The sequence below is a fragment of the Arthrobacter sp. 'calajunan' genome (assembly GCF_046940185.1).
GTDB lineage: Bacteria > Actinomycetota > Actinomycetes > Actinomycetales > Micrococcaceae > Glutamicibacter > Glutamicibacter soli.
On the sequence record NZ_JBKZDY010000002.1, the window covers coordinates 214,437 to 239,497 of the forward strand.

At 64.6% G+C, this 25,061-nt stretch carries 27 protein-coding genes and 1 riboswitch; of the genes, 9 read left to right on the forward strand and 18 right to left on the reverse strand.

Annotation, left to right across the window (positions count from 1 at the left end; genetic code table 11):
* The first annotated feature begins 6 nt into the window (after positions 1-6).
* The 4 genes from RF641_RS03505 (at position 7) to RF641_RS03520 (ending at position 3,045) form a co-directional block, all read left to right on the forward strand.
* The gene (locus tag RF641_RS03505; protein WP_047118573.1) at positions 7-468 is read left to right on the forward strand and encodes a hypothetical protein; all 462 of its coding nucleotides are present in this window, start codon (positions 7-9) and stop codon (positions 466-468) included.
* A gap of 2 nt (positions 469-470) precedes the next feature.
* Positions 471-2,144, forward strand: a complete 1,674-nt coding sequence (locus RF641_RS03510) for a DUF5671 domain-containing protein (protein WP_047118572.1) — start codon at positions 471-473, stop codon at positions 2,142-2,144.
* A 209-nt stretch (positions 2,145-2,353) separates the two neighbouring features.
* Positions 2,354-2,635, forward strand: a complete 282-nt coding sequence (locus RF641_RS03515) for a putative quinol monooxygenase (protein WP_047118571.1) — start codon at positions 2,354-2,356, stop codon at positions 2,633-2,635.
* A 50-nt stretch (positions 2,636-2,685) separates the two neighbouring features.
* The gene (locus tag RF641_RS03520; protein ID WP_286158849.1) at positions 2,686-3,045 is read left to right on the forward strand and encodes an RDD family protein; all 360 of its coding nucleotides are present in this window, start codon (positions 2,686-2,688) and stop codon (positions 3,043-3,045) included.
* A gap of 184 nt (positions 3,046-3,229) precedes the next feature.
* On the opposite strand, the gene chrA is transcribed toward RF641_RS03520, so the two are convergent.
* The 4 genes from chrA to RF641_RS03540 all read right to left on the reverse strand — a co-directional run bounded on the left by chrA (position 3,230) and on the right by RF641_RS03540 (position 7,921).
* Positions 3,230-4,453: a chromate efflux transporter gene (gene chrA / locus RF641_RS03525; RefSeq protein ID WP_424572503.1), complete on the reverse strand. Its 1,224-nt coding sequence runs from the start codon at positions 4,451-4,453 to the stop codon at positions 3,230-3,232.
* A 55-nt stretch (positions 4,454-4,508) separates the two neighbouring features.
* Positions 4,509-5,516, reverse strand: coding sequence for a DMT family transporter (locus RF641_RS03530; protein WP_052772288.1), 1,008 nt, complete (start codon positions 5,514-5,516; stop codon positions 4,509-4,511).
* Between the two features lie 82 nt (positions 5,517-5,598).
* Positions 5,599-6,528, reverse strand: a complete 930-nt coding sequence (locus RF641_RS03535; protein WP_047118568.1) for a GNAT family N-acetyltransferase — start codon at positions 6,526-6,528, stop codon at positions 5,599-5,601.
* Between the two features lie 7 nt (positions 6,529-6,535).
* A complete protein-coding gene (locus RF641_RS03540) occupies positions 6,536-7,921 on the reverse strand; it encodes a glycine--tRNA ligase (RefSeq protein WP_047118567.1) in 1,386 nt (461 codons plus the stop codon).
* A gap of 181 nt (positions 7,922-8,102) precedes the next feature.
* Between RF641_RS03540 and RF641_RS03545 the strand changes: the two genes are divergently transcribed.
* Positions 8,103-8,333: an RNA-binding S4 domain-containing protein gene (locus RF641_RS03545; RefSeq protein WP_047118645.1), complete on the forward strand. Its 231-nt coding sequence runs from the start codon at positions 8,103-8,105 to the stop codon at positions 8,331-8,333.
* A 300-nt stretch (positions 8,334-8,633) separates the two neighbouring features.
* On the opposite strand, the gene RF641_RS03550 is transcribed toward RF641_RS03545, so the two are convergent.
* The 3 genes from RF641_RS03550 to RF641_RS03560 all read right to left on the reverse strand — a co-directional run bounded on the left by RF641_RS03550 (position 8,634) and on the right by RF641_RS03560 (position 10,573).
* A complete protein-coding gene (locus RF641_RS03550) occupies positions 8,634-9,188 on the reverse strand; it encodes a GNAT family N-acetyltransferase (protein WP_082123831.1) in 555 nt (184 codons plus the stop codon).
* Between the two features lie 367 nt (positions 9,189-9,555).
* Positions 9,556-9,843, reverse strand: a complete 288-nt coding sequence (locus RF641_RS03555; RefSeq protein ID WP_152666802.1) for a hypothetical protein — start codon at positions 9,841-9,843, stop codon at positions 9,556-9,558.
* 76 nt (positions 9,844-9,919) lie between these two features.
* Positions 9,920-10,573 (reverse strand): alpha/beta hydrolase, encoded by a 654-nt coding sequence (locus RF641_RS03560; protein WP_047118566.1) that lies wholly within the window; start codon positions 10,571-10,573, stop codon positions 9,920-9,922.
* Positions 10,574-10,755: 182 nt separating this feature from the next.
* On the opposite strand from RF641_RS03560, the gene RF641_RS03565 reads away from it, so the two are divergent.
* Together RF641_RS03565 and RF641_RS03570 are read left to right on the forward strand one after the other, a co-directional pair.
* Complete coding sequence (locus RF641_RS03565) at positions 10,756-11,136, forward strand: hypothetical protein (protein ID WP_052772287.1); 381 nt, start codon at positions 10,756-10,758, stop codon at positions 11,134-11,136.
* A 55-nt stretch (positions 11,137-11,191) separates the two neighbouring features.
* Positions 11,192-12,043 carry an SGNH/GDSL hydrolase family protein gene (locus RF641_RS03570; protein WP_047118643.1) on the forward strand — a complete coding sequence of 284 codons (852 nt, stop codon included), beginning with the start codon at positions 11,192-11,194 and terminating at the stop codon, positions 12,041-12,043.
* A gap of 65 nt (positions 12,044-12,108) precedes the next feature.
* Here RF641_RS03570 and metX read toward each other — a convergent pair whose 3' ends face one another.
* Both metX and RF641_RS03580 read right to left on the reverse strand, forming a co-directional pair.
* The gene (gene metX / locus RF641_RS03575) at positions 12,109-13,257 is read right to left on the reverse strand and encodes a homoserine O-acetyltransferase MetX (protein ID WP_082123830.1); all 1,149 of its coding nucleotides are present in this window, start codon (positions 13,255-13,257) and stop codon (positions 12,109-12,111) included.
* A 2-nt stretch (positions 13,258-13,259) separates the two neighbouring features.
* Positions 13,260-14,603, reverse strand: a complete 1,344-nt coding sequence (locus RF641_RS03580) for a bifunctional o-acetylhomoserine/o-acetylserine sulfhydrylase (RefSeq protein WP_047118565.1) — start codon at positions 14,601-14,603, stop codon at positions 13,260-13,262.
* Between the two features lie 89 nt (positions 14,604-14,692).
* Positions 14,693-14,811, reverse strand: a riboswitch (SAM riboswitch).
* 173 nt (positions 14,812-14,984) lie between these two features.
* On the opposite strand from RF641_RS03580, the gene RF641_RS03585 reads away from it, so the two are divergent.
* Positions 14,985-15,629, forward strand: a complete 645-nt coding sequence (locus tag RF641_RS03585) for a VOC family protein (protein ID WP_047118564.1) — start codon at positions 14,985-14,987, stop codon at positions 15,627-15,629.
* 86 nt (positions 15,630-15,715) lie between these two features.
* Here RF641_RS03585 and RF641_RS03590 read toward each other — a convergent pair whose 3' ends face one another.
* The 3 genes from RF641_RS03590 to RF641_RS03600 form a co-directional block, all read right to left on the reverse strand.
* The gene (locus RF641_RS03590) at positions 15,716-17,020 is read right to left on the reverse strand and encodes a hypothetical protein (RefSeq protein WP_424572504.1); all 1,305 of its coding nucleotides are present in this window, start codon (positions 17,018-17,020) and stop codon (positions 15,716-15,718) included.
* Positions 17,021-17,143: 123 nt separating this feature from the next.
* Positions 17,144-17,557, reverse strand: a complete 414-nt coding sequence (locus RF641_RS03595; RefSeq protein ID WP_053797596.1) for a GNAT family acetyltransferase — start codon at positions 17,555-17,557, stop codon at positions 17,144-17,146.
* A 20-nt stretch (positions 17,558-17,577) separates the two neighbouring features.
* Positions 17,578-18,360, reverse strand: a complete 783-nt coding sequence (locus RF641_RS03600; protein WP_424572505.1) for a CPBP family intramembrane glutamic endopeptidase — start codon at positions 18,358-18,360, stop codon at positions 17,578-17,580.
* Positions 18,361-18,451: 91 nt separating this feature from the next.
* Here RF641_RS03600 and RF641_RS03605 point away from each other — a divergent pair, with 91 nt between their 5' ends.
* Positions 18,452-19,306, forward strand: a complete 855-nt coding sequence (locus RF641_RS03605; protein ID WP_424572506.1) for a phosphotransferase family protein — start codon at positions 18,452-18,454, stop codon at positions 19,304-19,306.
* Positions 19,307-19,346: 40 nt separating this feature from the next.
* Here RF641_RS03605 and RF641_RS03610 read toward each other — a convergent pair whose 3' ends face one another.
* The 6 genes from RF641_RS03610 to RF641_RS03635 all read right to left on the reverse strand — a co-directional run bounded on the left by RF641_RS03610 (position 19,347) and on the right by RF641_RS03635 (position 25,060).
* Positions 19,347-20,126 (reverse strand): DeoR/GlpR family DNA-binding transcription regulator, encoded by a 780-nt coding sequence (locus tag RF641_RS03610; RefSeq protein ID WP_047118560.1) that lies wholly within the window; start codon positions 20,124-20,126, stop codon positions 19,347-19,349.
* Between the two features lie 12 nt (positions 20,127-20,138).
* Positions 20,139-20,846: a copper homeostasis protein CutC gene (locus RF641_RS03615; protein WP_424572507.1), complete on the reverse strand. Its 708-nt coding sequence runs from the start codon at positions 20,844-20,846 to the stop codon at positions 20,139-20,141.
* The gene (locus RF641_RS03620; protein WP_231735983.1) at positions 20,846-21,703 is read right to left on the reverse strand and encodes a carbohydrate ABC transporter permease; all 858 of its coding nucleotides are present in this window, start codon (positions 21,701-21,703) and stop codon (positions 20,846-20,848) included. The genes RF641_RS03615 and RF641_RS03620 overlap by 1 nt, the downstream gene beginning before the upstream one ends.
* A gap of 2 nt (positions 21,704-21,705) precedes the next feature.
* Entirely contained in the window at positions 21,706-22,623 is a 918-nt protein-coding gene (locus RF641_RS03625) for a carbohydrate ABC transporter permease (RefSeq protein ID WP_424572508.1), read from the reverse strand.
* Positions 22,624-22,755: 132 nt separating this feature from the next.
* Complete coding sequence (locus tag RF641_RS03630; protein WP_424572509.1) at positions 22,756-24,015, reverse strand: extracellular solute-binding protein; 1,260 nt, start codon at positions 24,013-24,015, stop codon at positions 22,756-22,758.
* A gap of 193 nt (positions 24,016-24,208) precedes the next feature.
* Positions 24,209-25,060, reverse strand: a complete 852-nt coding sequence (locus RF641_RS03635; protein ID WP_424572510.1) for a class II fructose-bisphosphate aldolase — start codon at positions 25,058-25,060, stop codon at positions 24,209-24,211.
* Position 25,061: the final 1 nt, after the last annotated feature.

The following is a 25,061-nucleotide window of genomic DNA, read 5'->3' on the forward strand; positions in this document are numbered from 1 at the left end:
TAGGCTATGACAAGTATTTCTATGCCTGCGAAGGGCGCATTGATCGCCCTGGCAACGCTCAGTGTGGGCTTGATTATAGCCGCCCTGATTGTTGTTTCCCTGCGCCCCGCCCCTCCGCTGCGCGATGCTGACACCCCTACCGGGGTGGTCCAGCGCTACGTGCTCGCGTTCCAGTCCTCGGACCTGTCCGCGGCGCAGAAGCTTGTCGAGGACGGCGGCGACAAGCAGGTCTGCGACCCCTACTCCAGCGAGGGTGAGATCGCACAGGTCAGCCTGGTTCGCGAGGCCACCACCGAACAGACGTCGACCATTACCGTATCCATGGCCTACGGGAGCGAAGGCGGGTTGTTCTTCGAATCCTACGAATCGCAGGACGTCTTCGAACTGAAGAAGGTCAACGGCACCTGGCTGATCACCGCCACACCGTGGCAGATGGGCCTGTGCACCGCCGAAGAAATGGGGCTCTAGCCATGAGCTCACCGTCTAAATCCGCCACCGGGCAGACCGTCAACGCCCTGCGCGGCCTGATCCTGCACGGCCTGCTGCTGGTCCTGCTGATCCTGCTGGGCACGGGGCTGTCGTTGCTCGTCGGCATGGCCCTGCGTGGCCTGGTCGTCGACGACGACCGGCAGCTGGTCCTGGCCACCGCCTTGGCCTTCACCGTCATCCCCGGGCCATTGGCCTGGCTGCTGTGGGTGTGGATCCGCAAGAAGCTAATCGACGCGCACCCCACCGATGCGGCCATCTGGTCCCTGCAGGGGGCGGCCGTCTACCTGATCGCGCTGGTGATGTCCTCGGTCGCGCTGCTACGGCTGCTTTCCGGGCTGGTCGACGGCATTGCCTCGAATTCCTGGCAGGAGTTGACCGGCACCGTCGTGGGCTGGGGCTTGGTGGCCTTCTGGCAATTCCGGATGCTGAATTCAGTGAAGTACGCGCCGCGCGAACTGCCGCACCTTGCGGCCTGCCTGGGCAACGCCTATGCGCTGGGCCTGACCGCATTCTCCCTGGCCGCGGCACTGCGCACCGCGCTGGATCTGCTGTTCGTTCCGTCCGTGATCTTGGTGGGCCAGAGCCCGCTGCCGCGCCTGCTGGGCTCGGTGATCTGGGTGTTGGGCGCCGCCTTATTGTGGTTCTGGCACTGGAAGCTGCAACGGGTCCAGGCCCTGCGCGATATCTTCAGCTCCTTCGTGGTGATGCTGGTCGGCGTCTGCCTGGCCGCGCTGGCCACGCTGCTGGCGGCCGCGGCGACGTTGAACATCGTCATCCCGCTGCCGTGGGATTTCACCGAGATGGGCCTACGTTTCGCGGACTCGGGGCCGCTGGCGATCTCCGCGCTGCTGTCCGGCGCCATTTTCTGGACCTACCACCACCGGCAGCTCGCCGGCCGCGGCCTGCTGGTGGTAACGGTGTCGCGGCAGATCATCAGCGGCATTTCGCTCGCGCTGTTGGCCAGCGGCTTGGGCATGGTCGTGAACGCGCTGCTCGCTTCGGTCTCCTCGCCGCTGAATTCCGACACCGCTCCGTCGGTGCTGCGCACCGGCATCGCGCTGGCAGTGGTCGGTGTGGTGTTCTGGGCATTGTACTTCCGTCCGGGGGTCCCGGCAGATCCTGAGTCCCGGCGCGTGTACCTGGTGCTCTTCTTCGGCGTCAGCGCCGTGGTCGCCCTGGTTGCGCTGTTGATTGTCGGTTACCGCGTCTTCGAGATCCTGGTGGCCGGCACGTCTGCTGCGCTGAACCTGTTGGACTACATCCGCGCCCCGCTGGGATGGCTGCTCGCCACCGCGGGGGTGTCGGCCTACCATTTCGCCCTGTGGAAGTCGGACCGGGAACGGCTGGCCGCCCAGCGGCCGCAAGCCCCGGCGGCCCCGTCCGCAGGCTCCCCGGTTCCGGCCGAGCCGGCCCCGGCAGCAGCACGGACGGTCATCGTGGTGGCGCCGCATGGCAGCGACCATCTGCTCGCCACGCTGCAGCTCACCGAAGGACTGGCGGTGCGCTGGATCGCTTCCAGCGGCCCGCGCCTGCCCGAGGAAATCACCCAGCAGCTGGCCAACCGGATCACCGAAACCCTGGCCGCCCGGCCCGGCTCGCTGCTGGCCGTGGCCGGCTCCGACGGACAGGTGAGTTTCACGGAACTGGCGGACTGATCCCGGGCACCGCCGCGAGGGGTGCGGCAAGGAAGGCGCGCTCCTGGCTGGAGACGACGCGTGATCCCACGGCGGACAACGACAGGCCAGGGCGCCTTCGCCTCTTGCCTTCGGGCTCGAGGCCTGCAGGGGTCGATCGGTATTGAACCCTTAGGCATCAACGGGCGAAGGAATCCGACCGGGACTCAACCGAAACGGAGAATTGACGAATGGACCACGTGCGCTTGAGCGGCCGGCTGCTGTGCAAAAACACGACGGAAGCCGAACTGATGACGGCTTATCTCCCCGGGCATATCGAGCTCACCCGCAAGGAGCCGGGCTGCATCCTTTTCGAGGTCGCACCGACGCAGGATCCGCTGATCTGGTTGGTCGAGGAACGTTTCACCGATCCAGAGGCGTTCAGGACCCACCAAGAACGCGGGGCTTCGAGCTTGTGGGGACGGATGACCAGCGCAATCACCCGCGACTACAAGATCAGCGGGCTGGGCTGATAACGCCGCAAGCCATGGCAGGCCCTCCGGAGCCGTGTTAGCGTACAGCCGTGGCGGGCGCGCAGGAGTCGACCAGACCCGCTTTTTGGGGTCGGGTTCTGGCTTCGCTCGTGGATTACCTGATGATCCTCGGGTGGATGCTGGCGCTCGCGGCCACCGTCGCTCTGCTCTGGTTAAGCACCGGCAAGATCTATAACTGGCTTGAGCTGAGCCCGACCGGCGCACAGCTGCTGGGTTTCGCGGTCCTGGCGCTGCCCGTGGGCAGCTCCCTGTTTCCCACCGAGTCCTCCGCCGCCCGGGCGACACTGGGCCAACGCCGGCTGCAGCTGCAGGTCGTCGACGAGCGCACCGGTGAACGGGCTTCCTTACCGCAGATCCTGCTGCGCATCGCGGGCAAGCTGCTGCCGTAGAAGATCGCGCCTTTCTCCGTCTGGAATTTCGCGGCCATCGCTTCCACCGCCAGCAGCATGTTTCCGGTCTGGCTCTACACGGCGGCGGTTGTCGCCAACGTGCTGCCGGCGATTTATCTGCTGATGCCCGAGGTACAGCGCGAGGGCCGCGGACCACATGACCAGGCGGCCGGCACCAAGGTCCTCAGGCTCCGGCCAGCGCCAGCAGAACTCCTCCCAGGGCGCCGATAACCACCACGCTCCACGGCGGAAGCTTCCACGACACCAGCAGCACGAAACACAGCAGGCCCAGGACGAACTGTCCTGCTCCCGTGACCGCGCTGGTGAACACCGGGCTGTATAGCGCGGCGGCCAGGATACCCACCACCGCCGCGTTGGCTCCGCGCATGAGGGCCTGCGCCCGCGGATGCGCTGACACTTTGTTCCAGAACGGCAGCACCCCCACTAGCAGCAGGAAGCCGGGAAGGAAGATGGCCGCCAAGGCGATCGCTGCACCGAGCACGCCGCCAGGACCCACCGTGGAGATGGTTCCCAGATAGGCGGCGAAGGTGAACAGCGGCCCTGACACTGCCTGCGCCGCTCCGTATCCGGCCAGGAAATCCTGGTTCGAGACCCAGCCGGTGTCCACCACCGCGCCCTGCAGCAGCGGCAGCACCACATGCCCGCCGCCGAAGACCAGCGCGCCCGAACGGTAGAACGCGTCGAACAGCGACAGCGCTCCCCACCCCGTGGCCGCCGCCGCAATCGGGGCACCCACCAGCAGCAGGGCCAAAGTGCCCAGGCTGACAGCGCCGGCACGGCGGCTGACAGTGAAACGCAGCGGCGCCTCCGAGCTCCCTGCCTGTGCAAGCTCAGGCGTGCGGCAAAAGAAGTAGCCGGCCGCCAGACCCAGCACGATCGCCAGCACCTGTCCCAGGCTGCCGCCCAGCAGCAGGGCGGCCAGCGCGGCGACCACCGCAATCGTGGCGCGGGTGGCATCCGGGGTCAGCGTCTTGGCCATGCCCAGCACCGCCTGGGCGATGATGGCCACCGCCACGATCTTCAGCCCGGAGAGCACCCCCTGGCCTATCGTCCCGGAGAAGAGCGAGGCACCGTAGGCGAACAGGGCCAGCAGCACCGCGGAGGGCAGCGTGAAGGCGGCAAAGGCGGCCAGCGCCCCGCGCATCCCGGCGCGATGCAGGCCCAGGGCGAAACCCACCTGGCTTGAGGCAGGCCCGGGAAGGAACTGGCACAGGGCCACCAGCTGCGCATACTGCGTGTCGGTGACCCAGCGGCGGCGTTCGCTCAGCTCGGTCCGGAAGTAGCCCAGGTGCGCTATCGGCCCGCCGAAAGAGGTTAATCCTAGCTTCAGGAAGACCCGGAACACTTCCCACGCCGATCCCCTTGGGGTGTGCTGCTCGCTGTTCATGGAATCAGCCTACTCGGGCAAGGAAAACACCAGGTAAACGGCGTTTCGTCCAGAACTAGCGGTGGATTTTCTGCCGGGTTTCCACCGCTGCGGTGGTCCCGCGAGCCCCCGATACCGAAGCCAGCGCCACCGCCAGCAGGGTCAGCAAGGTGCCCAGCACCGTCGCGGTGCTCACGTGGCTGCCGGCGGCCGGCACCACGATGTCCAGCACCAGCGAACCGACCAGCTGCCCGCCCACCGCGGCCAGGCTGGTGACCAGCACCCCCAGCCGCTTGATCACGGTGGCGGTCAGGCCCACGAAGATGCAGCCCAGCAGCCCGCCGATGTAGTACCAGGGCTCGGTGGGCAGCGGCGCGAGTTCCACCCCGCCGGCCAAGCGCGCGAGCAGCACGGTGGCCAGCACCGCGAAGCCCACCACGAAATTCACCATGGTGGCGGCGATCGCACTGCCGTAGGCCGCTGACTGCGCCCCGTTGGCCGCGCCCTGGAAGCCCATCAGCATGCCCACCAGCAGGGCGAAGCCCATGGGCAGCAGCTGGCTGGCCAGCTCGGTTCCGGCCGCGCCGGGGTTCACCGCCCACACCACACCCGCAATGGTCAGCACCACGCCGGTCACGCGCAGCGCGTTGATCTTGCGCGGCACCGCCCCGCCGAATCCCACGCGGTCCATCACCATGGAGCCGATGGACTGCCCGGTGACCAGGCAGACGGTGAACAGGGCCACCCCGATCAGCGGGACCGTGGCGGACTGGCTGAACACGATCATCGCTCCGACCGCTCCGGCGGCCAGGTACCACCAGGGGAACCGGCGCGCGCGCAGCACCGCAGGGATCCGCCGCACGCCCCGACGGGCCGTGGGCGTCACCAGCGCGGTGAGCACCAGGGCCAGCATGCCCACCCCGAAGCTGAACGTGGCCGCGGCGATCGGGTCGCCCAGCGCCGTGGCCAGCGCGCCGTTGATGCGCGACTGGATGGACAGCAGCAGCCCGGAACCGACGCTGAGCAGGATGAAAAGCAGGGTGCCGCCGGTGCGGGAGCCCGGCGTGGTGGTGCGGGAGGTCAAGAGCTGGCTTTCGTGCGGTAGATGTCCGGTTCACAAACTGCAACGGGACCTGCAATGCAGGTCCCGTTGCGGTGTGCCATGGCTAGCGAGCTGCGTCGCTGGCCATGATGTGGGTTGTGGAGATGACGGTGGCCTGCTCCACGCTGGCCAGCGCATCGACCAGCGAGGAGAGCACGAACATCGACGAGTCGACTTCGAGCTTCACCGGGTACTGGTAGACCAGCATGGCGACCATGTCGCGCACCGCCTCGGCCACCTCGTCGTCGCTGAAGGCCGGGTTGTGTCCCACCAGCACGTCGGAGGGGGCGTTCTCGCGGGCAGGGATGTAGCTGACGGCGAAGGCCAGCGGCACCCCGCCCTCGGACTTCGGCTTATCGCGCAGCACCAGCGCGGCCTGCGCCCCGGTGTTCTCGTCCAGCAGCATACGCTGGGCCGAGCCCACGGTCATGGCCGCCGGGTCCCAGTCCGCGTGCACCGCATTGTAGAAGTCCATGACCAGGCGGGTCAGTTCCACGCTGCCGGTGGACAGCTCCTCGATGACGCGGTCATTGGTGTCGAACACCGGTTCCGCCAGGGCTCCGGGTTCGATGATGACGTCTCGCGAGACCTGGATTTCGCCCAGGCCCAGCGCGGCGCAGAACGCCGCGGCGGCCTGCGCGCTGTCGCCGGCGGTCACGGTGTAGCGGGCCTTGAGCTCGCTCGCGGTCCCCGCCGGGATCTGCTCGCGCAGCCGCGCCACCAGTTCGGTGCCCACGCCGTTGCGGCGCATGTCCGGGGCGACCTCGACGTACAGCCACAGCCGCTGCGGGTGCAGCGACGAGGCGAAGACGACGCCCGCGCCGACGGCCACCGTGTCGACGGTGGCCACCAGCGTGCGGGAGAACGGCGCATCGCTGTTCTCGCGCAGCATGGTGCGATCCTGGTGGGCCTGCGGGGACCGCGGGTCGCCGAAGATCTGCAGCAGCTCAAGGTCGTCCCCGGAACGCCAGGGGCGGAATTCCAGTTCATTCATCGGGCGCCTAGGCTCCGTTCAGACGCTCGGCGAGGTAGGTCGCCACCTGGTCCAGGGAGACGCGCTCCTGGGCCATGGTGTCGCGCTCGCGGATGGTCACTGCCTGGTCCTCGAGGGTGTCGAAGTCCACGGTGATGCAGAACGGGGTGCCGATTTCGTCCTGGCGGCGGTAGCGGCGGCCGATGGCGCCGGCATCGTCGAAGTCGATGTTCCAGCGCTTGCGCAGCTCGGCGGCCAGGTCCTTGGCCTTCGGCGAGAGGTTCTCGTTGCGCGAGAGCGGCAGCACCGCGGCCTTGACCGGAGCCAGGCGCGGGTCGAGCTTGAGCACGGTGCGCTTGTCCACGCCGCCCTTGGTGTTCGGGGCTTCGTCCTCGGTGTAGGCGTCGACCAGGAATGCCATCATCGAACGGGTCAGGCCGAAGGACGGCTCGATCACGTACGGGGTGTAGCGTTCGCCGGTGGCCTGGTTGAAGTAGCTCAGCTCTGCGCCCGAGGCCTTGGCATGGCTGGACAGGTCGTAGTCGGTGCGGTTGGCGACGCCCATGAGCTCGCCCCATTCCGAACCCTGGAAGCCGAAGCGGTACTCGAAGTCGATGGTGCCGGCCGAGTAGTGGGCGCGCTCATCCTCGGGAACGTCGAACTGGCGCAGGTTCTCTTCCTTGATGCCCAGGTCCAGGAACCAGTCCCAGCAGTCCTTAACCCACGCATCGAAGAACTTCGGTGCGTCTTCCGGAGCAGTGAAGAATTCGATCTCCATCTGCTCGAACTCACGGGTGCGGAAGATGAAGTTGCCCGGGGTGATCTCGTTGCGGAAGGCCTTGCCGATCTGGCCGATGCCGAACGGCGGCTTCTTGCGGCTGGCGGTGAGCACGTTGGCGAAGTTCACGAAGATGCCCTGGGCGGTCTCCGGGCGCATGTAGGCCAGGCCGGCTTCGGAGTCCACCGGGCCGAGGAAGGTCTTCATCAGGCCGGAGAACTGCTGCGGTTCGGTGAACTGGCCCTTGGTGCCGCAGTCGGGGCAGGCGATTTCGCTCATGCCGTCCTGCGGGGCGCGGCCCTTCTTGGCCTCGAAGGCCTCGATCAGGTGGTCCTGGCGGTGGCGCTTGTGGCACTGGGTGCACTCGACCAGCGGGTCGGTAAAGGTTGCGACGTGGCCGGAGGCCTCCCAGACGGCCTTGGGCAGGACGATAGACGAGTCAAGACCCACCATGTCCTCGCGGCCGCGCACGAAGTTCTGCCACCATTCGCGCTTGATGTTTTCCTTCAGTTCGGTGCCCAGGGGCCCGTAGTCCCATGCGGAGCGGGAACCGCCGTAAATTTCACCGGCCTGGAAGACGAACCCGCGACGCTTTGCGAGGGAAATGACCTGATCAAGCTTGGACTGTGGCGCCATATCAACTCCATAGGAAATTACGAGGCCGCTGGTTGCGGTCCGTAGAAAAATACATACCCTCCAAGACTATCGTTTCAAGGCCTGTGAAACTAAGTCGGTCCAAGTTATCGGCAGGTGAACTTCCCCGCTCTTTTGCCACAGCAGCGCATGGACACCCCGTGCATAGGGAAGAATGGAGCACATGAGTGCTTCCGAAGCTTTTGAACTTGAAATCCGCGACGAGTCCATCCGGCTGGGACAGCTGCTGAAGCTGGCCAATCTTGCCGAAGACGGCATCCACGCCAAGGAACTGATTTCCGAGGGCGAAGTGACCGTGAACGGCCAGGTGGAAACCCGCCGCGGCGCCCAGATCCGCCAGGACGACGTGGTGTGCGTCAACGGAGAATGCGTGAAGGTTTCCAGCCGCGCCTAGTTCAAGGAAGTTCGGCTTCTGGGGGCGAAGGCGCTTGCCGACTGATTGGGAAGAGATGTCGGTATCCACAGGGCAAGTCTCGATCTTCAAGCACCGGCTTGTCGCTGATGGAGACTGGACGCGGGCAACCGAACAAGAAGGATGCCGTTCTGCTACCAGGATGGACCGGACGGCGCATATTGTGTCAAAGCTTCTGGCTGCAAAGTGCCTGTTGGCAATCTGAAGCGACTATCTATCGCTTAGAACCGTAGACGGTCGTCTGGGTGTGCCATGAAGCCAACGCTGCCGATGACCGACCGTTCACCAAGGCGTCCCCCGAAGATCGATATCGCCTTCCGGCCATTCACTCGCATGGCGCTTGACGGAACAGACGAGATTCGGGGCTCCCGCTGACACAATTTTTGAGCTCTGGTCGAGACGAGACAAACTACGCTCCGTGGCGTAAATCCGAACCCATCCTGCAGACTCGTAAAACGGTACAACTTCTTCTCTGCATCCAAGAAAACCAAATTCGATGCCAGCATCGTCGCGCATCACAGTTTGAGCGCAGCGCATTGTTTGTCTACCGATGCCGGTCCCGCGAAAACGTTTGTCTACTAGGACGCCGCCTGTTCCTGCAACCAGGATGTCCCGTGTCCCGACTAAAATCAGTCGACGCTGGAAACCAACGTGTGCAACCAACTCTCGTCCATGGAACGCCAACACATGAGTATCGGCAGGAGAATAGCCGTAGGGTTGTTCGGAGTCCCATGCGCCGAACTCGTTTAGGTACTCACTGTCGAAAAGTCTCTCAAGTGCACCAATTTCTTCCGTCGTAAGCTCGAAGTGCCGACGCACCTGCATAACTCCGTCCATGCCTCGCGTCTAAGCCGATGCACTGGTTGTACAGTCGATGCCGGGCTGCCCGTAGACCGGGTTTTTACAGGTGACGATGGGGTTCATGTCCGTCTATCCGCGTAAAACAAAAATTTCGTCCGGTCCGTCGCCGAACGACACCGGCTCATTTGCAGAAAAGACGCTCACTGACCATGGCGATGTGAGGCGAAATGGGGTTAGGTGCCAATCGGAGAATCGGTGCATCAGGTTCCGCCCGTTCCGGCCACAGCCTTGTCATGAGCTTTCGGTCCGCCTTGGAAATCTGTAGTCGTACCAAGGACGAAAATGCCGCCATGATTCAGCAATTCTGCGACCTGGCGAAAACTTGCCTTTGGTTCATCAACCTTCAAGAATGAAGGAATGTTCCCCGACATGAGGATTGCATCATAGGATCGGGAAGACCTTTCAGAGCGAGGTTTCCGGATGTGGTGTCGATGGCCGCTATGTTGCGAAAATACGCATGGCCATAGAGGTCTGCTGCAACGTCGGGGACTTCAGTGGTTGGATCAACTCTGTAAGCATCATGCCCAAGAGTTCGCAACCCGTTGACGGCATTGCCGATGCCGCACCCGATATCAAGGACAATGGAATTTCGCTTGATCATCATGTCAACAAACCGAACATCGACTTCCATATCATAGTCCAGGCTGAGAGCCCTTCATCGCGGGCCACAGGGCCTGAGCCAAGTACTCCGGCTCCGCAGGTCCGGCCTAGGATTCCAGCTTCAAGACTTCGCGTTTGAGGAAGGCATCGACATCCTGGATTTCTTCCATGCTCACCGAGTGGGCAATCTGCGGGTAGGTCTCGCTGGTCAGCTCGGTGTGGGATGGAACCCAGCCAAGGGTGAATTCGATCTTGTCACGGGTGATGACCGGGTCAGCGAGGTCCCGACCCCAGAACAGCGGCAACGGGTTGGCTTTGAGCTTCGCGTCGTCGAAGATCTCCAGTTCCGGGGCTTCTACTGCGAAACCGGACAGGCCGACCACTGCGGACACCGCCTCGCGCTGGTAACGGGCCAGCGACGTGGCCATGGCCATGCCCTGCGAGAAGCCGAGCAGCGTGAGGGACGAGTGCTGCGCCGCAATCGGTTCCAGGAAGGCCCAGAGGCCTTTCACGCTTTGCGCCACTGCGTCGACAGAGTAGTCGATCTCCTGCGACAGCGGGAACCAGCTGAACCCCGGTCCGGCCTGCAGCGGAGCCCGCACCGAAAGATAGGTGAATTCCTGCGGCAAATAGCGCGACAGGCCCATCAGGTCTTCTTCATTCGAGCCGTAGCCGTGCAGGAACACCAGCAGCGGCGTGCCCAGTCGGGATTCATCATTGCGGGAAATCAGCGCAACCGTGGATGCTTCAGGATTAGTCATAGTGTTCTAAGCCTAGCGACCCCCGCCCCTCGCCAGCGCATCGGACGACGCCAAAAGTACCAATCGCCCCGTTGCAATTCTGTAACGTTTGGATTTACTCGGGGCGTTGGCTTAACCATCGTGGTTGACTTGTGGAAATAGATGAACGATGTTTTCTCCACCCACCGAAAGCAGCCTCCGCGATGAATTTTGATGACGCCCCGCCGGAACTGATCGAAGAGCTCAACGATCCGGAAACACTATTCGATTCCGACCCGACCGGCACCATGGACGCGGCCTTTGCCGGCGTCAGCATCTTGTCCATACTCTTCCTTGTCGTTTTCACGCTGGTAGTCGTATTCATCATCGTTGTCTGGGTGCGCAACTACCGGGCGGCGAAGAACGCCGGGGTTGACATCTTCACCGTGCAGACCGACATCGCGGCCAAGGCCTCGAAGTCCGCGCTGCTCGCCCCGGCCCAGTCAAAGGAGGACCGGCTGCGCGAGCTGGAGGATCTGCGTTCCAAGCAGTTGATCAGCGCCGAGGAATACGCCGAGGCCCGCAGCAAGGTCCTGCTCGGATAGTTTTCTCGAATCGTTGACACAACGTTACTAACGAGTAACAATGTAGCTTGTGGCTATTTCCCCAAGTTTCGAAACTCCTGATTCCGAGAATTCCACGGTGCACCCTTGGCGGCGCTATGTAGCGGTCGGCGATTCTTTCACCGAGGGCGTGGGAGACCCCGATCCCCTGGCCCCGCAGTCCTTCCGAGGCTGGGCCGACCGTCTGGCCCAGGAGCTCAGTCGGGGCGTGCCTGACTTCGCCTACGCCAACCTCGCGATCCGCGGCCGGCTGATTGCCCAGATCATCGAGGAGCAGGTCCAGCCGACCATTGATCTGAAGCCCGACTTGATTTCCATCTGCGCCGGAGGCAACGACGTGCTGCGCCCGGGAGGGGATCCGGACAAGATCGCCGACCAGCTCGATTCCACGATTTCCCGGCTGAATTCCACGGGGGCCACCATCCTGCTGTTCACCGGGCCGGATATCCGGGACACCCCGGTGCTCGGAAGCATCCGCGGCCGCGTGGCCATCTACAACGAGAATGTCCGCACCGTCGCCGCACGCTACGACGCGATCGTGGCAGACATGTGGGCGCTGCGCGAACTGCACCAGCCGGTGATGTGGTCTGCGGACCGCCTGCACTTCTCGCCGCTGGGCCACCAGCGCATTGCGGCGATGGCACTGGATGCCTTGAACGTCCCGCACACGCTTGACACCCGTATCGACGCAGTCGAGGACACCCGCAGCTGGAAGGAAGCGCGGATCGAGGACCTGCACTGGGCCCGTGAGCACCTCGCCCCATGGGTACTGCGCCGGCTGCGCCACCAGTCCTCGGGAGATGGCATCACCGCCAAGCGCCCCACCCCGATGCCCTTTGCGGACAGCGCCCCGAACGACTCGCTGGGCGCCGGCGACAGCGCCCGATAGCCCCCGGACACGGCGGAGGCCGCGCCACCGATAACTGGTGGCGCGGCCTTCGCTTTGTGCGTGGATCAGTCTTCGTCGAAGACCAGGGTACGCAGCACCCCATCCAGCTGGGCGGCGTCCGTCAGGAAGCCGTCATGGCCGATCGGCGAATCGATGTAGTGCACGGGCTTGGGTGTGGCCAACGAGGCGGCCAGCTTCACCGACTGCTCCGGGTAGTACAGGCGGTCCGATTTCACGGCGGCCACCAGCACATTGACCTGCTCCAGCCGAGCCAGCGCCTGCTCATAGGAGCCGTGCCCGCGCGCCACGTCGTGGCTCATCAAGGCCTCGGTCAGCACCAGGTAGCTGTTCGCGTCGAAGCGGTTGACCAGCTTGCTGGCCTGGTGGTCCAGGTAGCTTTCCACCTGGTAGCGGCCGCGCTTGCCTTCGAAGGGGCCTGCCGGCACCTCGCCCTCCTGCGCCTTGCGGCCGAAGCGGTGCTCCAGCTCCGCCTCGGAACGGTAGGTCAGGTGGGCCAGCCGGCGGGCCAGTCCCAGCCCCTCGTCCGGGCGCGCCTGGTTCAGGTAGTAGTCTCCCCCGGCGAAATGCGGATCAAGCCGGATGGATTGGGTCTGCACCTGCGCGAACGCTATCTGTTCTGCGCTGGCTTGGCCGGTGGAAGCCATGACCACCAGGTTCGCGACCTGCTCAGGGAATTCAACCGCGTATTCCAGGGCCCGGGCTCCGCCCATGGACCCGCCGAGCACGGTATGCCAGCGCTCAATTCCCAGCTGCGTAGCCAGCCTTTGCTCCAGCCGTACCGAATCCTTGATGGTGACGAACGGGAAACGCGAACCCCACGGCACACCTTGCTCATCCAGCGATGCGGGGCCGGTGGATCCATTGCAACCGCCGACCATGTTCACCGAGACCACGAAGAAGCGGTCGGTGTCCACTGTCAGGCCGGGGCCGACGAAGTCCTCCCACCAGCCGTCGGTCTGCGAATCGCCCCGGGAGACGTGGGCGTCTCCGGTCAGGGCGTGCATCACCAGCACTGCGTTGCTGCGCTCGGCATTCAGCTCCCCCCAGGTTTCGTAGGCCAGGGCCACCTGCGGCAGGTAGCCGCCGAACTCGAAGGAGTACTCGCCCACGGACGCACGGCGCAAAATGCCGTGGGTCCCTTCGGCGAGCTCTTCGGTGCCGATGGTGTCTTCGGTAGTCACAATGGATGCCATGCCTAGCGGGTTTCCTGCAGTTCCTTGCCCTCAAGGGCTGCGACCGCCTGGAACCCAAGCTCGAGGTCGGCCAGGATGTCGTTGATGTTCTCCAGCCCGACGCTCAGGCGCACCAGTCCCGGGCGCACCCCGGCGGCCAGGCGCTCCGCGTCGGAGAGCTGGGCGTGGGTGGTGGAGGCCGGGTGGATGACCAGCGAGCGGACGTCACCCAGGTTCGCCACATGGGAGTGCAGCTGCAATGCGTCCACAAAAGCCTTGCCGGCTTCGACTCCACCGGGCAGGTCGAAGGCCAGCACCGAGCCGGCGCCCTTCGGGCTGTACTTGCGTCCGCGCTCGAACCACGGCGAGGATTCCAAGCCGGCGTAGGCCACAGCTTCCACATCCGCGCGGGCTTCGAGCCAGTTCGCGACAGCGGAGGCGTTCTCCACATGGCGTTCGATGCGCAGGGACAGGGTCTCCAGACCCTGGGCGATCAAGAACGCGTTGAACGGCGCCGGGGCCGAACCCAGGTCGCGCAGCAGCTGTACGCGGGCCTTGAGGATGTAGGCCAGGTTGGCGCCGAGGATGCCGTTGACGCCCAAGTCGCGGGCGTAGACCAGGCCGTTGTAGGACTCGTCCGGGGTGTTGAAGCTCGGGAAGCGCTCGGGATCCTTGGAGAAGTCGAAGTTGCCCGAATCCACGATCACGCCGGCGATCGCGGTGCCGTGGCCGCCGAGGAACTTGGTGGCCGAATGGATCACGATGTCCGCACCCCATTCGATGGGACGGATCAGGTACGGGGTGGCCAGGGTGCTGTCAACCAGCAGCGGCACGCCGACCTCGTGGGCGATCGCGGAAATGCCCTCGATGTCCAGCACATCCTGGCGCGGATTGGAGATGGTCTCGCCGAAGAACGCCTTGGTGTTCGGCTGGACGGCGTCGCGCCATTCCTGCAGGTTGTCCGGGTCGGAAACGAAAGTGACCTCGACGCCCAGCTTCTTCAGCGTGTGCTTGAGCAGGTTCTGGGTTCCGCCGTAGAGGCTCGGGCTGGCCACCAGGTGGTCGCCGGCCTCGGCGATGTTCAGGATCGCGAAGGTGGTTGCCGCCTGGCCAGAGGACAGCAGCAGTGCGCCCACGCCGCCTTCGAGGTCGGCGATGCGCGTTTCCACGGCCTCGGTGGTCGGGTTGCCGATGCGGGTGTAGATCGGCTCCAGCTCCTGCAGGGCGAAGCGCGCTGCGGCGCTTTCGGCGCTCGGGAAGACGAAGGACGTGGTCTGGAAGATCGGCAGGGAGCGAGCACCGGTAACCGGGTCAGGGCTCTGTCCTGCGTGGATCTGACGGGTTTCAAACGACCAATTGTTGCTCATGGCAGCCTCCAAAAGTTCTGTAACTATGGGGGTACACCACTGAACACACACCACCGGGAAGAACCTCAACGAGGTGCTGCCAGAGGGGTAACCCGCGCTTGTCCTTGACGCCGAGCGGCTCAAGGGCCAGGTCTTCACCCGGGGCACCCCACCGCGGTTGGAGGGTTGCCGCCCAGTAAGCCGGGGCTTGTTACTGGGACTCATGACCTGCGTCCAGTGTGCCCGAAAATCGAATATCTTGGCAACCCGAGGCCGGATCCAGAGTCTCAATCGGTCATATTCGCGTCCGAGCGACGTCTTATTGCACAGAATTCGACAAGAGTCCAGATCTTAGGATCACCTAAGTAGAGACTGGGATCACATTGTTGTCATGATTGGCACATGATGAGGCTAGATCACGTTACGTACGCATGCGGCCCGGATGGGCTGATGCCAACCGCTGAAAGAATTGCAGAGTCCCTGGGCCTGGAATTCGTCAAGGGAGGCGTGCATCCACGGTTTGGAACTCGCAATGTAATTTTCCCGCTGAAGCACAACCAGTACCTTGAGGTCGTCGAGGTACTGAACCATCCGGCCAGCCTCAAGGCACCTTTCGGACAGGCCGTGCGCGCGCGCTCCGAGCTGGGCGGCGGCTGGATGGGTTGGTGCGTGTCATTGGACGACCTGAGCGGAGCGGAAGAACGCCTGGAACGCAAGGCAGTTCCCGGGAACCGCAAGTTCCCCGACGGCCGCGAACTGACCTGGCAGCAGATCGGCATCAAGGGCCTGATCGCGGATCCGCAGGTGCCCTACCTGCTGCGCTGGGACGATGGCACCGAGGACCTGCATCCGTCGCGCGCGCTGGAGCCTACCGGTGAAATCAGCGAGATCAACATTGCAGGATCCCGCGAGCGCGTGCTTGAATGGCTGGGGCAGCCGGAGAACGTGAATCTCGGACCGGTGACCACCAAGTACCAGGCTCCCAACGGGACGCCGGGCATCCTGTCGGTAACTTTCAATACCGCCAAGGGCACGGTCGTTCTCTAGGAACATCGAGGAGCACAGCACAAGGTAGGCGGGGACAATGGAGTCTCCACCTACCTTTGCTTGTTAATTGGACGGTTGGTGCAGCCCTAGGATCCGGGTAGCGGCACCAGCTGGCAGTTTTCGACTCCCGCGGCCGCCCGCTTTACCCAGCTGATTTGGGACTGCTCGTCCAGCGCGTTCAACGCGTCGAGCTGCTCAGACTCGGCCGAGTCGAAAAAGTCCCGGTCTGCCTTTGTAGTCCACCATTGGTACAGCAGGTTGGACTGCGCCCACATGTGCTGCTGCGCTTCGGTTTCGGCACTCGAGGTGCCAACAATGCCGTGGCTCGCCGCAAGGCTGCCCAAACATTGCTCAGTGGGGTTGACCGACATTTTCATGGCCAGGTCCCACTTGACGGTTTCCGGGGAATAACGGTCCTCGAAGCCCAGCAGCAGACCGCCGGTTGCCTCGGCATGGGCCTTGCTGCTGGTGATGATGCGCGGCTGCTGGATTCCTGTGGCCTGTTCCAACTGGCCGACACCCGCGGTGATGTTAGACCTCCACTCGTTCCAGTGCTCCGCTTCCCCGGGCCAGAAACAGTACTCGTGCCCGTCGCCGGGTTCTTCGCAGCGCAGCTCGGAGGTGCGGCTGAGCTGCTGCTCTTCGCCGGCATCCTGCGCCGCCAGCGCCCCGCCGCCCCAGAGCACTGTCAGCGACAATGCTCCGGCCACGGCCAGCGCGCGACGCGCAATTCGGTTCATGTTCTGCGCCTTGACGCAGATGGCCAGCACGCCCAACATCGACCAGCCCAGATAGCACAGGGCGACTGCCTGGATGACTATGGGATTCGGTGCCGAATCCCGGGTGCAGCACCCTGAAAGCCCTGCCATGTTGCTCAGCATGGGGCCAGGGGCCACCAGGGAAAGCAGTTGCAGTCCGGAGAACAACACGATGCTCAGCCCGATGGCCAGCTTCGGGGCGAACAGCAGTCCCAGCCCCAAACCGCCCAGGCACAGGCCCAGCATCATGAGCATGGAGAGCAGGAATAGTCCGGGGTCGGGGACGAACACTTCGCCCATCCGGTACATAACCGTCGCGTAGCCCAGCAGGTAGGCGCTGGCACCGACAACCAGCGGGGGCGCCAGCAGCTGCAGGGCGGTTGCCGCGATGCGGTGCGGTCCGCGTACCCGGCGCAGGGCCGCGATGCCGAAGCGGCCGCCCACCCATGCGGCGTAGGTGCCCAGCACGACGCCGCAGAAGAGCATGCCGAAGGAGGAGGCGACGCTCAGGCCTTCCCTGCTGGTATGTTCGGTCTCCACCGGAACCAGCAGCGCCAAGAGCTCGGTGAGGATCAGCATCGCCATCAGCGCGAGGCAGGCCCGCGACTTGCTCCAGAGTTCGGCGAACTGCATGTTTTCCCTTCGAGTTCCCGACGGATGCTCTCATCAGGAAGGCTTTCATCAGATTGGCGGATATTTTGTACCGGAGTAACTTTATCCGCTTTTTCTGGACGTCCGCTTCAAATACCCTGCTGGTTAGGGAACCAGCCGTTTGCCCAGCACTGCGACGTCCAGGCGTTCGAAACCGAGTTTTTCGTAGAACTGCGTAACCGAGTCATTGCCGGCGCGGACCATCAGCTGGACCTTGACGGTTCCCCGGGCGCGCAGCCATTCTGCCGCCGCTTCGACGATGCGCCGCCCGCAGCCTTGGTCCTGCAAGTCGGGGTCGACGGCGACGTAGTAAAGCCAGCCGCGATGCCCGTCATCTCCGGCCATGGCGGTGGCGGCCAGCCGCTCCCCCTGGACGAGCGCCAGGATGGTGGACTCAGGGCCCGCAAGGGCCTTGCGGGCGTCGGCGTGCGGATCGTTCCACGGCCGGGTCAGCCCGGTGTGTTCCCACAGCGCGACGGCGCGCTCGACCCAGGCCTCGGAAAGTTCGATTAATTCCATGTCAGAAGGCTATGGGAAGGCTACGCGCCGATGCCAATCGCCGGTCCGAGCAGCAGGTAGCCGACGAAGCCGATGGCATCGAGCAGGAAGTGCGCGATCACCAGGGGCATGACTCGGCCGTAGCGGTGGTAGACCCAGCCGAACACCACACCCATGACCACGTTGCCGATCATCGGCCCGATGCCTTGGTAGAGGTGGTAGCTGCCGCGGATCAGCGCCGAAGCGAGGATCGTGGTCCACAGTCCCAGCTTGAGTTTGCGGGCGTAGGTGAACAGGAAGCCGAGCATGATCACTTCCTCCAGCACCGCGTGGCGTGCGGCCGAGAGCATGAGCACCGGGACGCTCCACCAGTAGTCCCCGAGGTTCGCGGTGGACAGCGCCGTGGTGATGCCCAGGGCCCTGCCCGCAGCGTAGACTCCGAGGGTTCCCAGCCCCATGGCCAGGAACAGCCCGGCACCCAGTAGGGTGTCCCGTCCTGGTTTGCGCAAGTCGAAGCCGATCATCGACGCGGTGGTGCCGGTGCTGTGTTTCATGAGATACAAGGCCAGCAGCACCGGGACCAAGGCGAAAACGATGTCCAGCAGCTGGTAGGTGAGGTCGAAGTACTCGCGCGTATTCAGCGGATTGTTCATCGAGGTCGTTTGCTCGGACAGCGGAGCCTTGGTGACCTTGTCGGCGAAGCTGATGATCGAGTACACCGCGCTCTGGCCCAGGCACAGAGCCATCACCAGCGCGATCTCGATCTTCAGCGTGCGCCGGTCCGCGGTCTGGGTGCTGGTCTGTGCATTCACGTCTTTGATCATAGACCGCGCATGCTGTGCGGACGCCCAGCGAACGGCCGCCGTGCGATAGCCTGAAGAGGCTGTTTTCCCTGATCCGCGAAGCGAGTTGCCTGTGTCCCGTCCCGCCACCGAAGCCGAGATGAACCTGGGCACGATGCTGCGCCCGGACCTGCTATGGGAAGGAGGGGTCGTCAACGAGGGTGGACAGTTCCACACCGTGCTGCTGGCCAACGAGCAAGCTGTCATCCGCATGGCCCGTACACCCCAAGCCAGTTCCCAGATGCCGCGCAGCGTCCGGCTCCACCGGCTCCTTGCCGAGCAGCTGGATTACCTGCTTCCCACTGACTGCAGCGACATCCTGTCCATCGACGGGCTATCTTCGGTGGCCACCGTATTCGTACCGGGGAGCGCCCACGAACCGCATAGCGGAGACCCTGCGCCACTTCGCCGCTTGGTTCGGGAGCTGGCCGAGGTGCACCTGCAGCCGCTGGAAGATGAACTGGCCGAGCCCTTTGCATTTCGAGGTCCGTGGACGCCGGCGCGCCAGCAGAAATGCTTCGATGCGCTTCCGGAAGAGCTCCGCTCGGCGTCCGCGCTCCTGTGGGATCAGTTGGATTACCTGGCGCAAAGCCCAACCGGCTTGGTCCACGGCGATCTCGCTGGCCACAACATGCACTGGGTGGACGGGAAGCTGGTCGGAATCCTGGACTGGGATCTTGCCTGCGCCTGGGACCCTGCGTTGAATACGGCCTACCTGTCCTTGTGGCATGGGCAGGACCTGATCGAGCAGATTGCCCCGGATGCCGAGCAGGCCCGCAGGGCCAGGATCTGGCTGGGCCTGATGAGCCTTGAACGGCTCTCCGACACGCTCACGCGCAGCGACAGTCCCCGGCTGGACAAGCTCATGCGCAAGATCGGCCCGCGCATCCTGTCCGCGGCCGAGGCGGCGGGCTCCCGCCCGCGTTAATCTGCCGGGCTTCCGGTCGGGTCCTGCCGTGCGGGTGCGGCTAGCCGAGGACAGGCATGCCCCCGGCGGCCAGGGCCTTGCGTTGGGCCGCGGTGATTTTGGCGTCGGTGATGATCCCGGTGAGGTGTTCGGTGTCCAGGATGACAAACGAGCGTTGGCCGATCTTGGATGAATCCACCACCACGAAGCTGCGGGCGGACTGCCGGATCAGCTGTTCGTTGACCGCCGCTTCCATCTCGTCGCCGACCATCGGGCCGGTGTCCGCATCCAGTCCATTGACCCCCACGAAGGACAGGTCGAGGGTGATCTTCGCGAGCGAGGACTGCGCCATGGGGCCGACCAGCTCGTAGGAGCGGTCGTTGAGCACCCCGCCGGTGACCATGACCCGGATGTGCGGGCGCACCGCCAGCAGCGAGGCGATGTTCACGGCGTTGGTGACCACTGTCAGGGTGACCCGCCCCGGCTCCCCCACCAGTTCCTGGCGCAAGCCCAGCTCGGTGGCGATGGCCTTGGTGGTGGTACCTCCGGACAAGCCGACCACCATGTCCTTGCGCACCAGCGCGGCGGCGGCCTTGGCCACCTGCGCCTTCTCTTCGTCGTGCTCCTCGCGCTGGTAGCGCGAGGGCAGCTCGTAGGCCACGGAGTTGGAGACCGCTCCGCCGTGGGTGCGGGTCAGCAGCGAGGCCGCGGCCAGTGAATCCAGGTCCCGGCGGGCGGTTGCCGGGCTGGTGTCCAGCTGCTGCACGATCTCATCGACGTCGATCTGGCCGCGGCTGGCCAGCAGGTCGAGGATGTGGTTAAGCCGCTCCTCGCGTTTCATGGATCCTGCCCCTTACTTGGTCAGTGCGTTCAGCGTGCTGCGCAGCTGGCGCACCTGTTGCTCCGACACCCTGATGGTGCCGGCATAGTGTGTCTTGGCGGAGAAATGCACGGCAGCCGCACCGGCGCCGCGCGCCGGGCCGATGTCCTGCGCCCTCATGCCGCCGCCGGCCATGATCTGGATCCTGCCGTCGGCCGCCTGCGCCATCCGGGCAATGACCTCCAGGCCCTCGCCGGCGGCGTCTCGTCCTCCACTAGTCAACACTCGGTGGATGCCAAGTGCCAAAAGCTGTGTCACGGAAGCCACCGGATCCGTGCTGGCGTCGATGGCCCGGTGCATGGTGATTTCAAGCTCCGGATTCACCTCCAGGCCGGCCGCGGCCATCCGTGCCACGGCTTCCAGGTCCACCGCGCCTCCGGCGTCCAGCGCCCCGAGCACCAGCCCGTCCACGCCGGAGCGGGCCAGCCGCCTCGCCTGCCGTTCCATGACCCGCAACTCCGCATCCTCGTAGTGGAAGTCGCCGGGCCGGCTGCGCAGCAGCGCGTGCACCCCCAGCGCCGGGCGGTGTTCCAGGATGTCGTCCAGGACTTCGGGTCCCGGGGTGATGCCGCCCAGTTCCAGGGCTTCGCAGGCCTCGATGCGGTCAGCCCCGGCGGCCGTGGCCGTCCGGGAGCACCGCCCGCTGGTGGCGACGATTTCCAGGGCCGTGCTCGGTTCCATTACTTCACCGCTCCGGCGGCCAGGCCGCCGATCAGGCGCTTCTCGATGAGCGCGAAGAGGACGATGACCGGGACGATGGCCACGATGGAGACGCCGAAGACGTACTGCCAGGCGGTGGCGTACTGGCCGACGAACTTGGTCAGCGCCACGCTCAGCGGCTGGTTCTCGGCGGTGGACAGGATCACCAGCGAGGCGGCGAATTCATTCCAGCAGGACACGAAGGTGAAGATCACCGCGGTGACGATGCCCGGCCAGACCAGCGGCAGGTTGATGGTGAACAGCACACGCAGCTTGCCGGCGCCGTCGATCTGCGCCGCCTCGTCGATGCTGCGCGGCACCCCGGCGAAGAAGGAGTGCATGATCCACACCGCGAAGGCCAGGTTGAAGGCCGCGTTGATCAGAATCATGGCCAGCCAGGTGTCGTTCAGGTCCCAGGCCAGCATCTGCTTGAACAGGCCGGCGGTGAGCACCGCCGGCTGCAGCATCTGGGTGACGATCACCAGGAACATGAACACCATCTTGCCCGGGAACTTGAAGCGCGCGGTGAAGTAGGCGGCCGGGGTGGCCACCAGCAGCACCAGCAGGGTTGCGAACACGGAGATCACGATGGTGGAGATGAGGTTGTAGGGCACCGGGGTTTCCGGGGTGTCCCACATGCTGACGTAGTTGGACCACTGCAGCCCGTCCTGCGGCATGAAGCTCGGCGGGATCTGCAGGATTTCGGCTTGGGTCTTCAGCGAGCCGATCATCATGGTGCCGTACGGGATCAGGAAGACGATAACGACCACCAGGCCGATGATCATGCGGCCGATTACTGTCTTGCGGCTGGCGCGGTCTTCGGTATCGAGGAAAGCCACGATCACACCTCCTGCATCGGCTTGACGGTTTTGACGTAGATGGCGACGATGACCAGCACAATCGCGAAGTTCACGACCGACAGGGCCGAGGACAAATCCAGCCGGCGGTCGAACTGCAGGACCTTGAAGATGTAGGTCATCAGCGTGTCGGCGCTGTTGCCCGGGATGGATCCGGTCATGACCTTCAGGATCGGCAGGTTGTTGAAGACGTTGATGATGTTGATCAGCACCGCCACCGCCAGCGCGGAGCGCAGCTGCGGCAGCACCACGAACAGGTAGGTCTTCCAGCGGCCGGCCCCGTCCATGCGGGCGGCTTCCAGGGTGTCGCCCGGCACGGCCTGCAGGCCTGCGAGCAGCGTGTAGGTCGTGAACGGGATCGAGACGAAGATTGCCACGACCACCGAGACCGCCATGGCCGGGATTGCGTTCTTGGTCCAGCCGAAGCCTTCGTCCATGAAGCCGATCTGCACGAAGAAGTGGTTGAAGATGCCGTAGTTCGGGTCCAGGCCATAGTAGAACACGGTGGTGGTCATGACGACGGAGGCGGCCCAGGGGACGATCACCGCCATGCGCACGATGGTGCGTCCGGGGAATGGCTTGGAGAGGAACTGCGCCAGCGCCAGGGAGATGACGACGGTGATCAGCACGACCGAGACCACCCAGAAGAAGGTGTTGGCCAGGATCCGCGGCAGCGCCGGATCGGCGAAGATCGTGGAGAAGTTGGCCAGGCCCACCGAGTGCAGGTCGGTGCCGACCGAGGAGATCTTCCGGGTGGAGTTGTAGATCATGTAGCCGGCTGGGAACACCACGATGGCCAAGATCAGCAACAGCGCCGGGCCGATCCACGGCAGCGAGGAGATGAATGACTGGGTATCGGTGCTGCGCCGGAGCTTGCGTCCGGCCGGTGCTTTGACTGGCACTGGGGAGCTCATGGAAGGCTCGCTTTCATTGCATGCTGTTCGGGAGGGGACCGGAAAATCATGTGCCGATCCAGCAGGAAAGGCCCGGCGTGGCGACGTCGGGCCTCCCCTGCGAACTAGGTCGCCTGCCGTTTACTTGGCGGCGTCGGCCTTCGCCTGGATTGCGTCCAGCACTTCCTGGGCGGACTTGCCGGTGGCGATTTCACCCATCAGCGACTTGAACGCGCCGTCGGTGGCGTTCCAGGCCGGGTTGGTGGTCGGGTAGAACACCGCGTTCGGCAGCAGGTCCAGGAACGGCTTGAGGGTTTCGTCCCCGGCCAGCTTCTCGGAACCCGACTTGGTGGTCGGCAGGAAGCCCTCGGTGGACACCCAGTCGGTGTAGACGTCGGCGGAGAAGAAGTAGTCGAAGAACTCCTTGACCGCGACCGACTTGCTGCCGTCGTTCTTGAAGGACATCAGGCGGTCGGCGACACCCAGCGTGGCCGGCGAGCCGGTCTTGGTGGCCACGGCGGCGATGCCGTAGTTCAGGTCCGGGTTTTCCTTCTTGATCTGGCCCACGGTCTGCGGCAGCGCGTAGGCGAAGCCGAGCTTGCCCTGGATGAAGGTGTTCAGCATCGGGGTGCGCTGGGTGGCTCCCGGGTCGTTCTGGGTGACGCCGTCGTCGATCATCTTCTTCATGAATTCGGCGGCTTCGAGGTTGGCCGGGGTGTTCACCGCGATCTTCTCCGCGTCGCCGAAGTTGCCGCCGTTGCCGGCGAACCAGATCAGGGACTCGCCCTGGGCTTCCTCGCTGCCCAGCGGCATGCCGTAGCCGTCGGCCTTGGTCTTGTCGCTGATGGCCTTGGAAGCGTCATGCAGCTGGTCCCAGGTGGTCGGGACGTTCTTGACCCCGGCTTCCTCCATCAGGTCCTTGTTGTAGAACAGGGCGCGGGCGGAGGCGATCAGCGGCAGGCCGTACTGGGTGTCCTGGTACTTCTCCGCGTCGGCGAAGGTGGTCTGGAAGTCGGCCAGGGTCTCGGCCGAGGCGACGTCGCTGGCAGGGGCCAGCAGGTCTTCCGCGGCGAATTCCGCGAAGGCGCCGCCGTTGTAGATGTCCGGCGCCTGGTTGCCCTGCAGCTTGGTCTTCAGGACGTTCTCGATGTTCTCCCACGACTGGACTTCGAGGTTCACCTTGATGTTCGGGTGCTCGGTCTCGAAGTCGTCGATGACGCCTTCCCACAGCGCCTTGGTGCCGGTGGAGTAGGTCGGGACGAGCATTTCCAAGGTCGTCTGTGCGCCTTCGGACTCGGCCGATCCGCCACTGTCATTGCCGCCGGAGAACCCGCAGCTGGTCAGGAGCAGTGCTGCTGCGGCCGAGAGAGCCAGTACCGCGGAGCGCTTGGTTCGTTTCATGGTGTTCCTCAGGGTTCGTGATGCCGCAGCACCAAAGCGAGTGATTCTTTTATGATTTTTTCGGGAACATTCAATCAAGAAAAATCATGTTCACCTCGAGTATGAAGTGCGCCACACCAGGCGTCAAGGGTGTGACTGATATTTTTCGACCAGGAAACAATCCAAGAAATCAGAAACGCTCACAGGCTGCCTGCTAGGCGCGGCTCCGTCCCGCGGAGGCGAACAACTCAAGCATCCGGGCGGCCTCTGCGGCCATGGCTGTGCGCCCCGCCCCCAGGTACTTGCGGGAGTCCACCGCCTGCTCATTAGCCGCCAGCCACTGGCGCACGGCGCGAGTGAAGAACCCGTTCAGGTGGGTGGAGACGTTGATCTTGCGCATGCCCGCCTCGATGCCCGCGACCAGGGTCGCATCCGGAACGCCCGAGGAGCCGTGCAGCACCAGCGGGACCTCCAGCGCCCGGTGCAGCCGGGAAATCAGGTCCAGGTCCAGCGATGCGCCGCGTTCCAGCATCGCGTGCGAGGAGCCCACCGCCACAGCCAGCGAATCGATGCCGGTCAACTCGACGAACTGCACGGCCTCGTCCGGGTCCGTGCGCACGCCAGGGGCGTGGGCTCCGTCCTTGCCGCCGATTTCGCCCAGCTCGGCTTCCACCGTGGCTGATGCGGCCCGTGCCGCGGCGACCACGCGCTGCGTGGCGGCCACGTTCTCTCCGAAGGGCAGTTTGGCCCCGTCGTACATGACCGAGCCGAAACCCAGGTCGAGGGCCCGGTACACCAGTTCCTCGTCCTCGGCGTGGTCCAGGTGCAGCGAGACCGGCACGCTGGCTTCCTCGGCCAACGCGAGCGAGGCGGCGGCGATGGGGCGCAGTCCCCCGTGGTACTTCACGCAGTTCTCGCTGATCTGCAGGATCACCGGCAATCCGGCCTGCTCGGCGCCGGACACCAGCGCCTGGGCGGTCTCCAGGTGGATGACGTTGAACGCCCCCTGGCCGTAGCCCCCGGCAACGGCGGCCTGCATGATCTGACTTGTTGGAACCAACGGCATG

What these genes read in the sequence shown, in the direction of transcription:
- RF641_RS03505 (WP_047118573.1), top strand. Translation starts at nt 7, where the DNA reads ATGACAAGTATTTCTATGCCTGCGAAGGGCGCATTGATCGCCCTGGCA.
- RF641_RS03510 (WP_047118572.1), top strand. Translation starts at nt 471, where the DNA reads ATGAGCTCACCGTCTAAATCCGCCACCGGGCAGACCGTCAACGCCCTG.
- RF641_RS03515 (WP_047118571.1), top strand. Translation starts at nt 2,354, where the DNA reads ATGGACCACGTGCGCTTGAGCGGCCGGCTGCTGTGCAAAAACACGACG.
- chrA (WP_424572503.1), bottom strand. Translation starts at nt 4,453, where the DNA reads ATGAACAGCGAGCAGCACACCCCAAGGGGATCGGCGTGGGAAGTGTTC.
- RF641_RS03535 (WP_047118568.1), bottom strand. Translation starts at nt 6,528, where the DNA reads ATGAATGAACTGGAATTCCGCCCCTGGCGTTCCGGGGACGACCTTGAG.
- RF641_RS03540 (WP_047118567.1), bottom strand. Translation starts at nt 7,921, where the DNA reads ATGGCGCCACAGTCCAAGCTTGATCAGGTCATTTCCCTCGCAAAGCGT.
- RF641_RS03545 (WP_047118645.1), top strand. Translation starts at nt 8,103, where the DNA reads ATGAGTGCTTCCGAAGCTTTTGAACTTGAAATCCGCGACGAGTCCATC.
- RF641_RS03550 (WP_082123831.1), bottom strand. Translation starts at nt 9,188, where the DNA reads ATGGACGGAGTTATGCAGGTGCGTCGGCACTTCGAGCTTACGACGGAA.
- RF641_RS03555 (WP_152666802.1), bottom strand. Translation starts at nt 9,843, where the DNA reads ATGGAAGTCGATGTTCGGTTTGTTGACATGATGATCAAGCGAAATTCC.
- RF641_RS03560 (WP_047118566.1), bottom strand. Translation starts at nt 10,573, where the DNA reads ATGACTAATCCTGAAGCATCCACGGTTGCGCTGATTTCCCGCAATGAT.
- RF641_RS03565 (WP_052772287.1), top strand. Translation starts at nt 10,756, where the DNA reads ATGAATTTTGATGACGCCCCGCCGGAACTGATCGAAGAGCTCAACGAT.
- metX (WP_082123830.1), bottom strand. Translation starts at nt 13,257, where the DNA reads ATGGCATCCATTGTGACTACCGAAGACACCATCGGCACCGAAGAGCTC.
- RF641_RS03580 (WP_047118565.1), bottom strand. Translation starts at nt 14,603, where the DNA reads ATGAGCAACAATTGGTCGTTTGAAACCCGTCAGATCCACGCAGGACAG.
- RF641_RS03585 (WP_047118564.1), top strand. Translation starts at nt 14,985, where the DNA reads ATGATGAGGCTAGATCACGTTACGTACGCATGCGGCCCGGATGGGCTG.
- RF641_RS03590 (WP_424572504.1), bottom strand. Translation starts at nt 17,020, where the DNA reads ATGCAGTTCGCCGAACTCTGGAGCAAGTCGCGGGCCTGCCTCGCGCTG.
- RF641_RS03595 (WP_053797596.1), bottom strand. Translation starts at nt 17,557, where the DNA reads ATGGAATTAATCGAACTTTCCGAGGCCTGGGTCGAGCGCGCCGTCGCG.
- RF641_RS03600 (WP_424572505.1), bottom strand. Translation starts at nt 18,360, where the DNA reads ATGATCAAAGACGTGAATGCACAGACCAGCACCCAGACCGCGGACCGG.
- RF641_RS03610 (WP_047118560.1), bottom strand. Translation starts at nt 20,126, where the DNA reads ATGAAACGCGAGGAGCGGCTTAACCACATCCTCGACCTGCTGGCCAGC.
- RF641_RS03615 (WP_424572507.1), bottom strand. Translation starts at nt 20,846, where the DNA reads ATGGAACCGAGCACGGCCCTGGAAATCGTCGCCACCAGCGGGCGGTGC.
- RF641_RS03630 (WP_424572509.1), bottom strand. Translation starts at nt 24,015, where the DNA reads ATGAAACGAACCAAGCGCTCCGCGGTACTGGCTCTCTCGGCCGCAGCA.
- RF641_RS03635 (WP_424572510.1), bottom strand. Translation starts at nt 25,060, where the DNA reads ATGCCGTTGGTTCCAACAAGTCAGATCATGCAGGCCGCCGTTGCCGGG.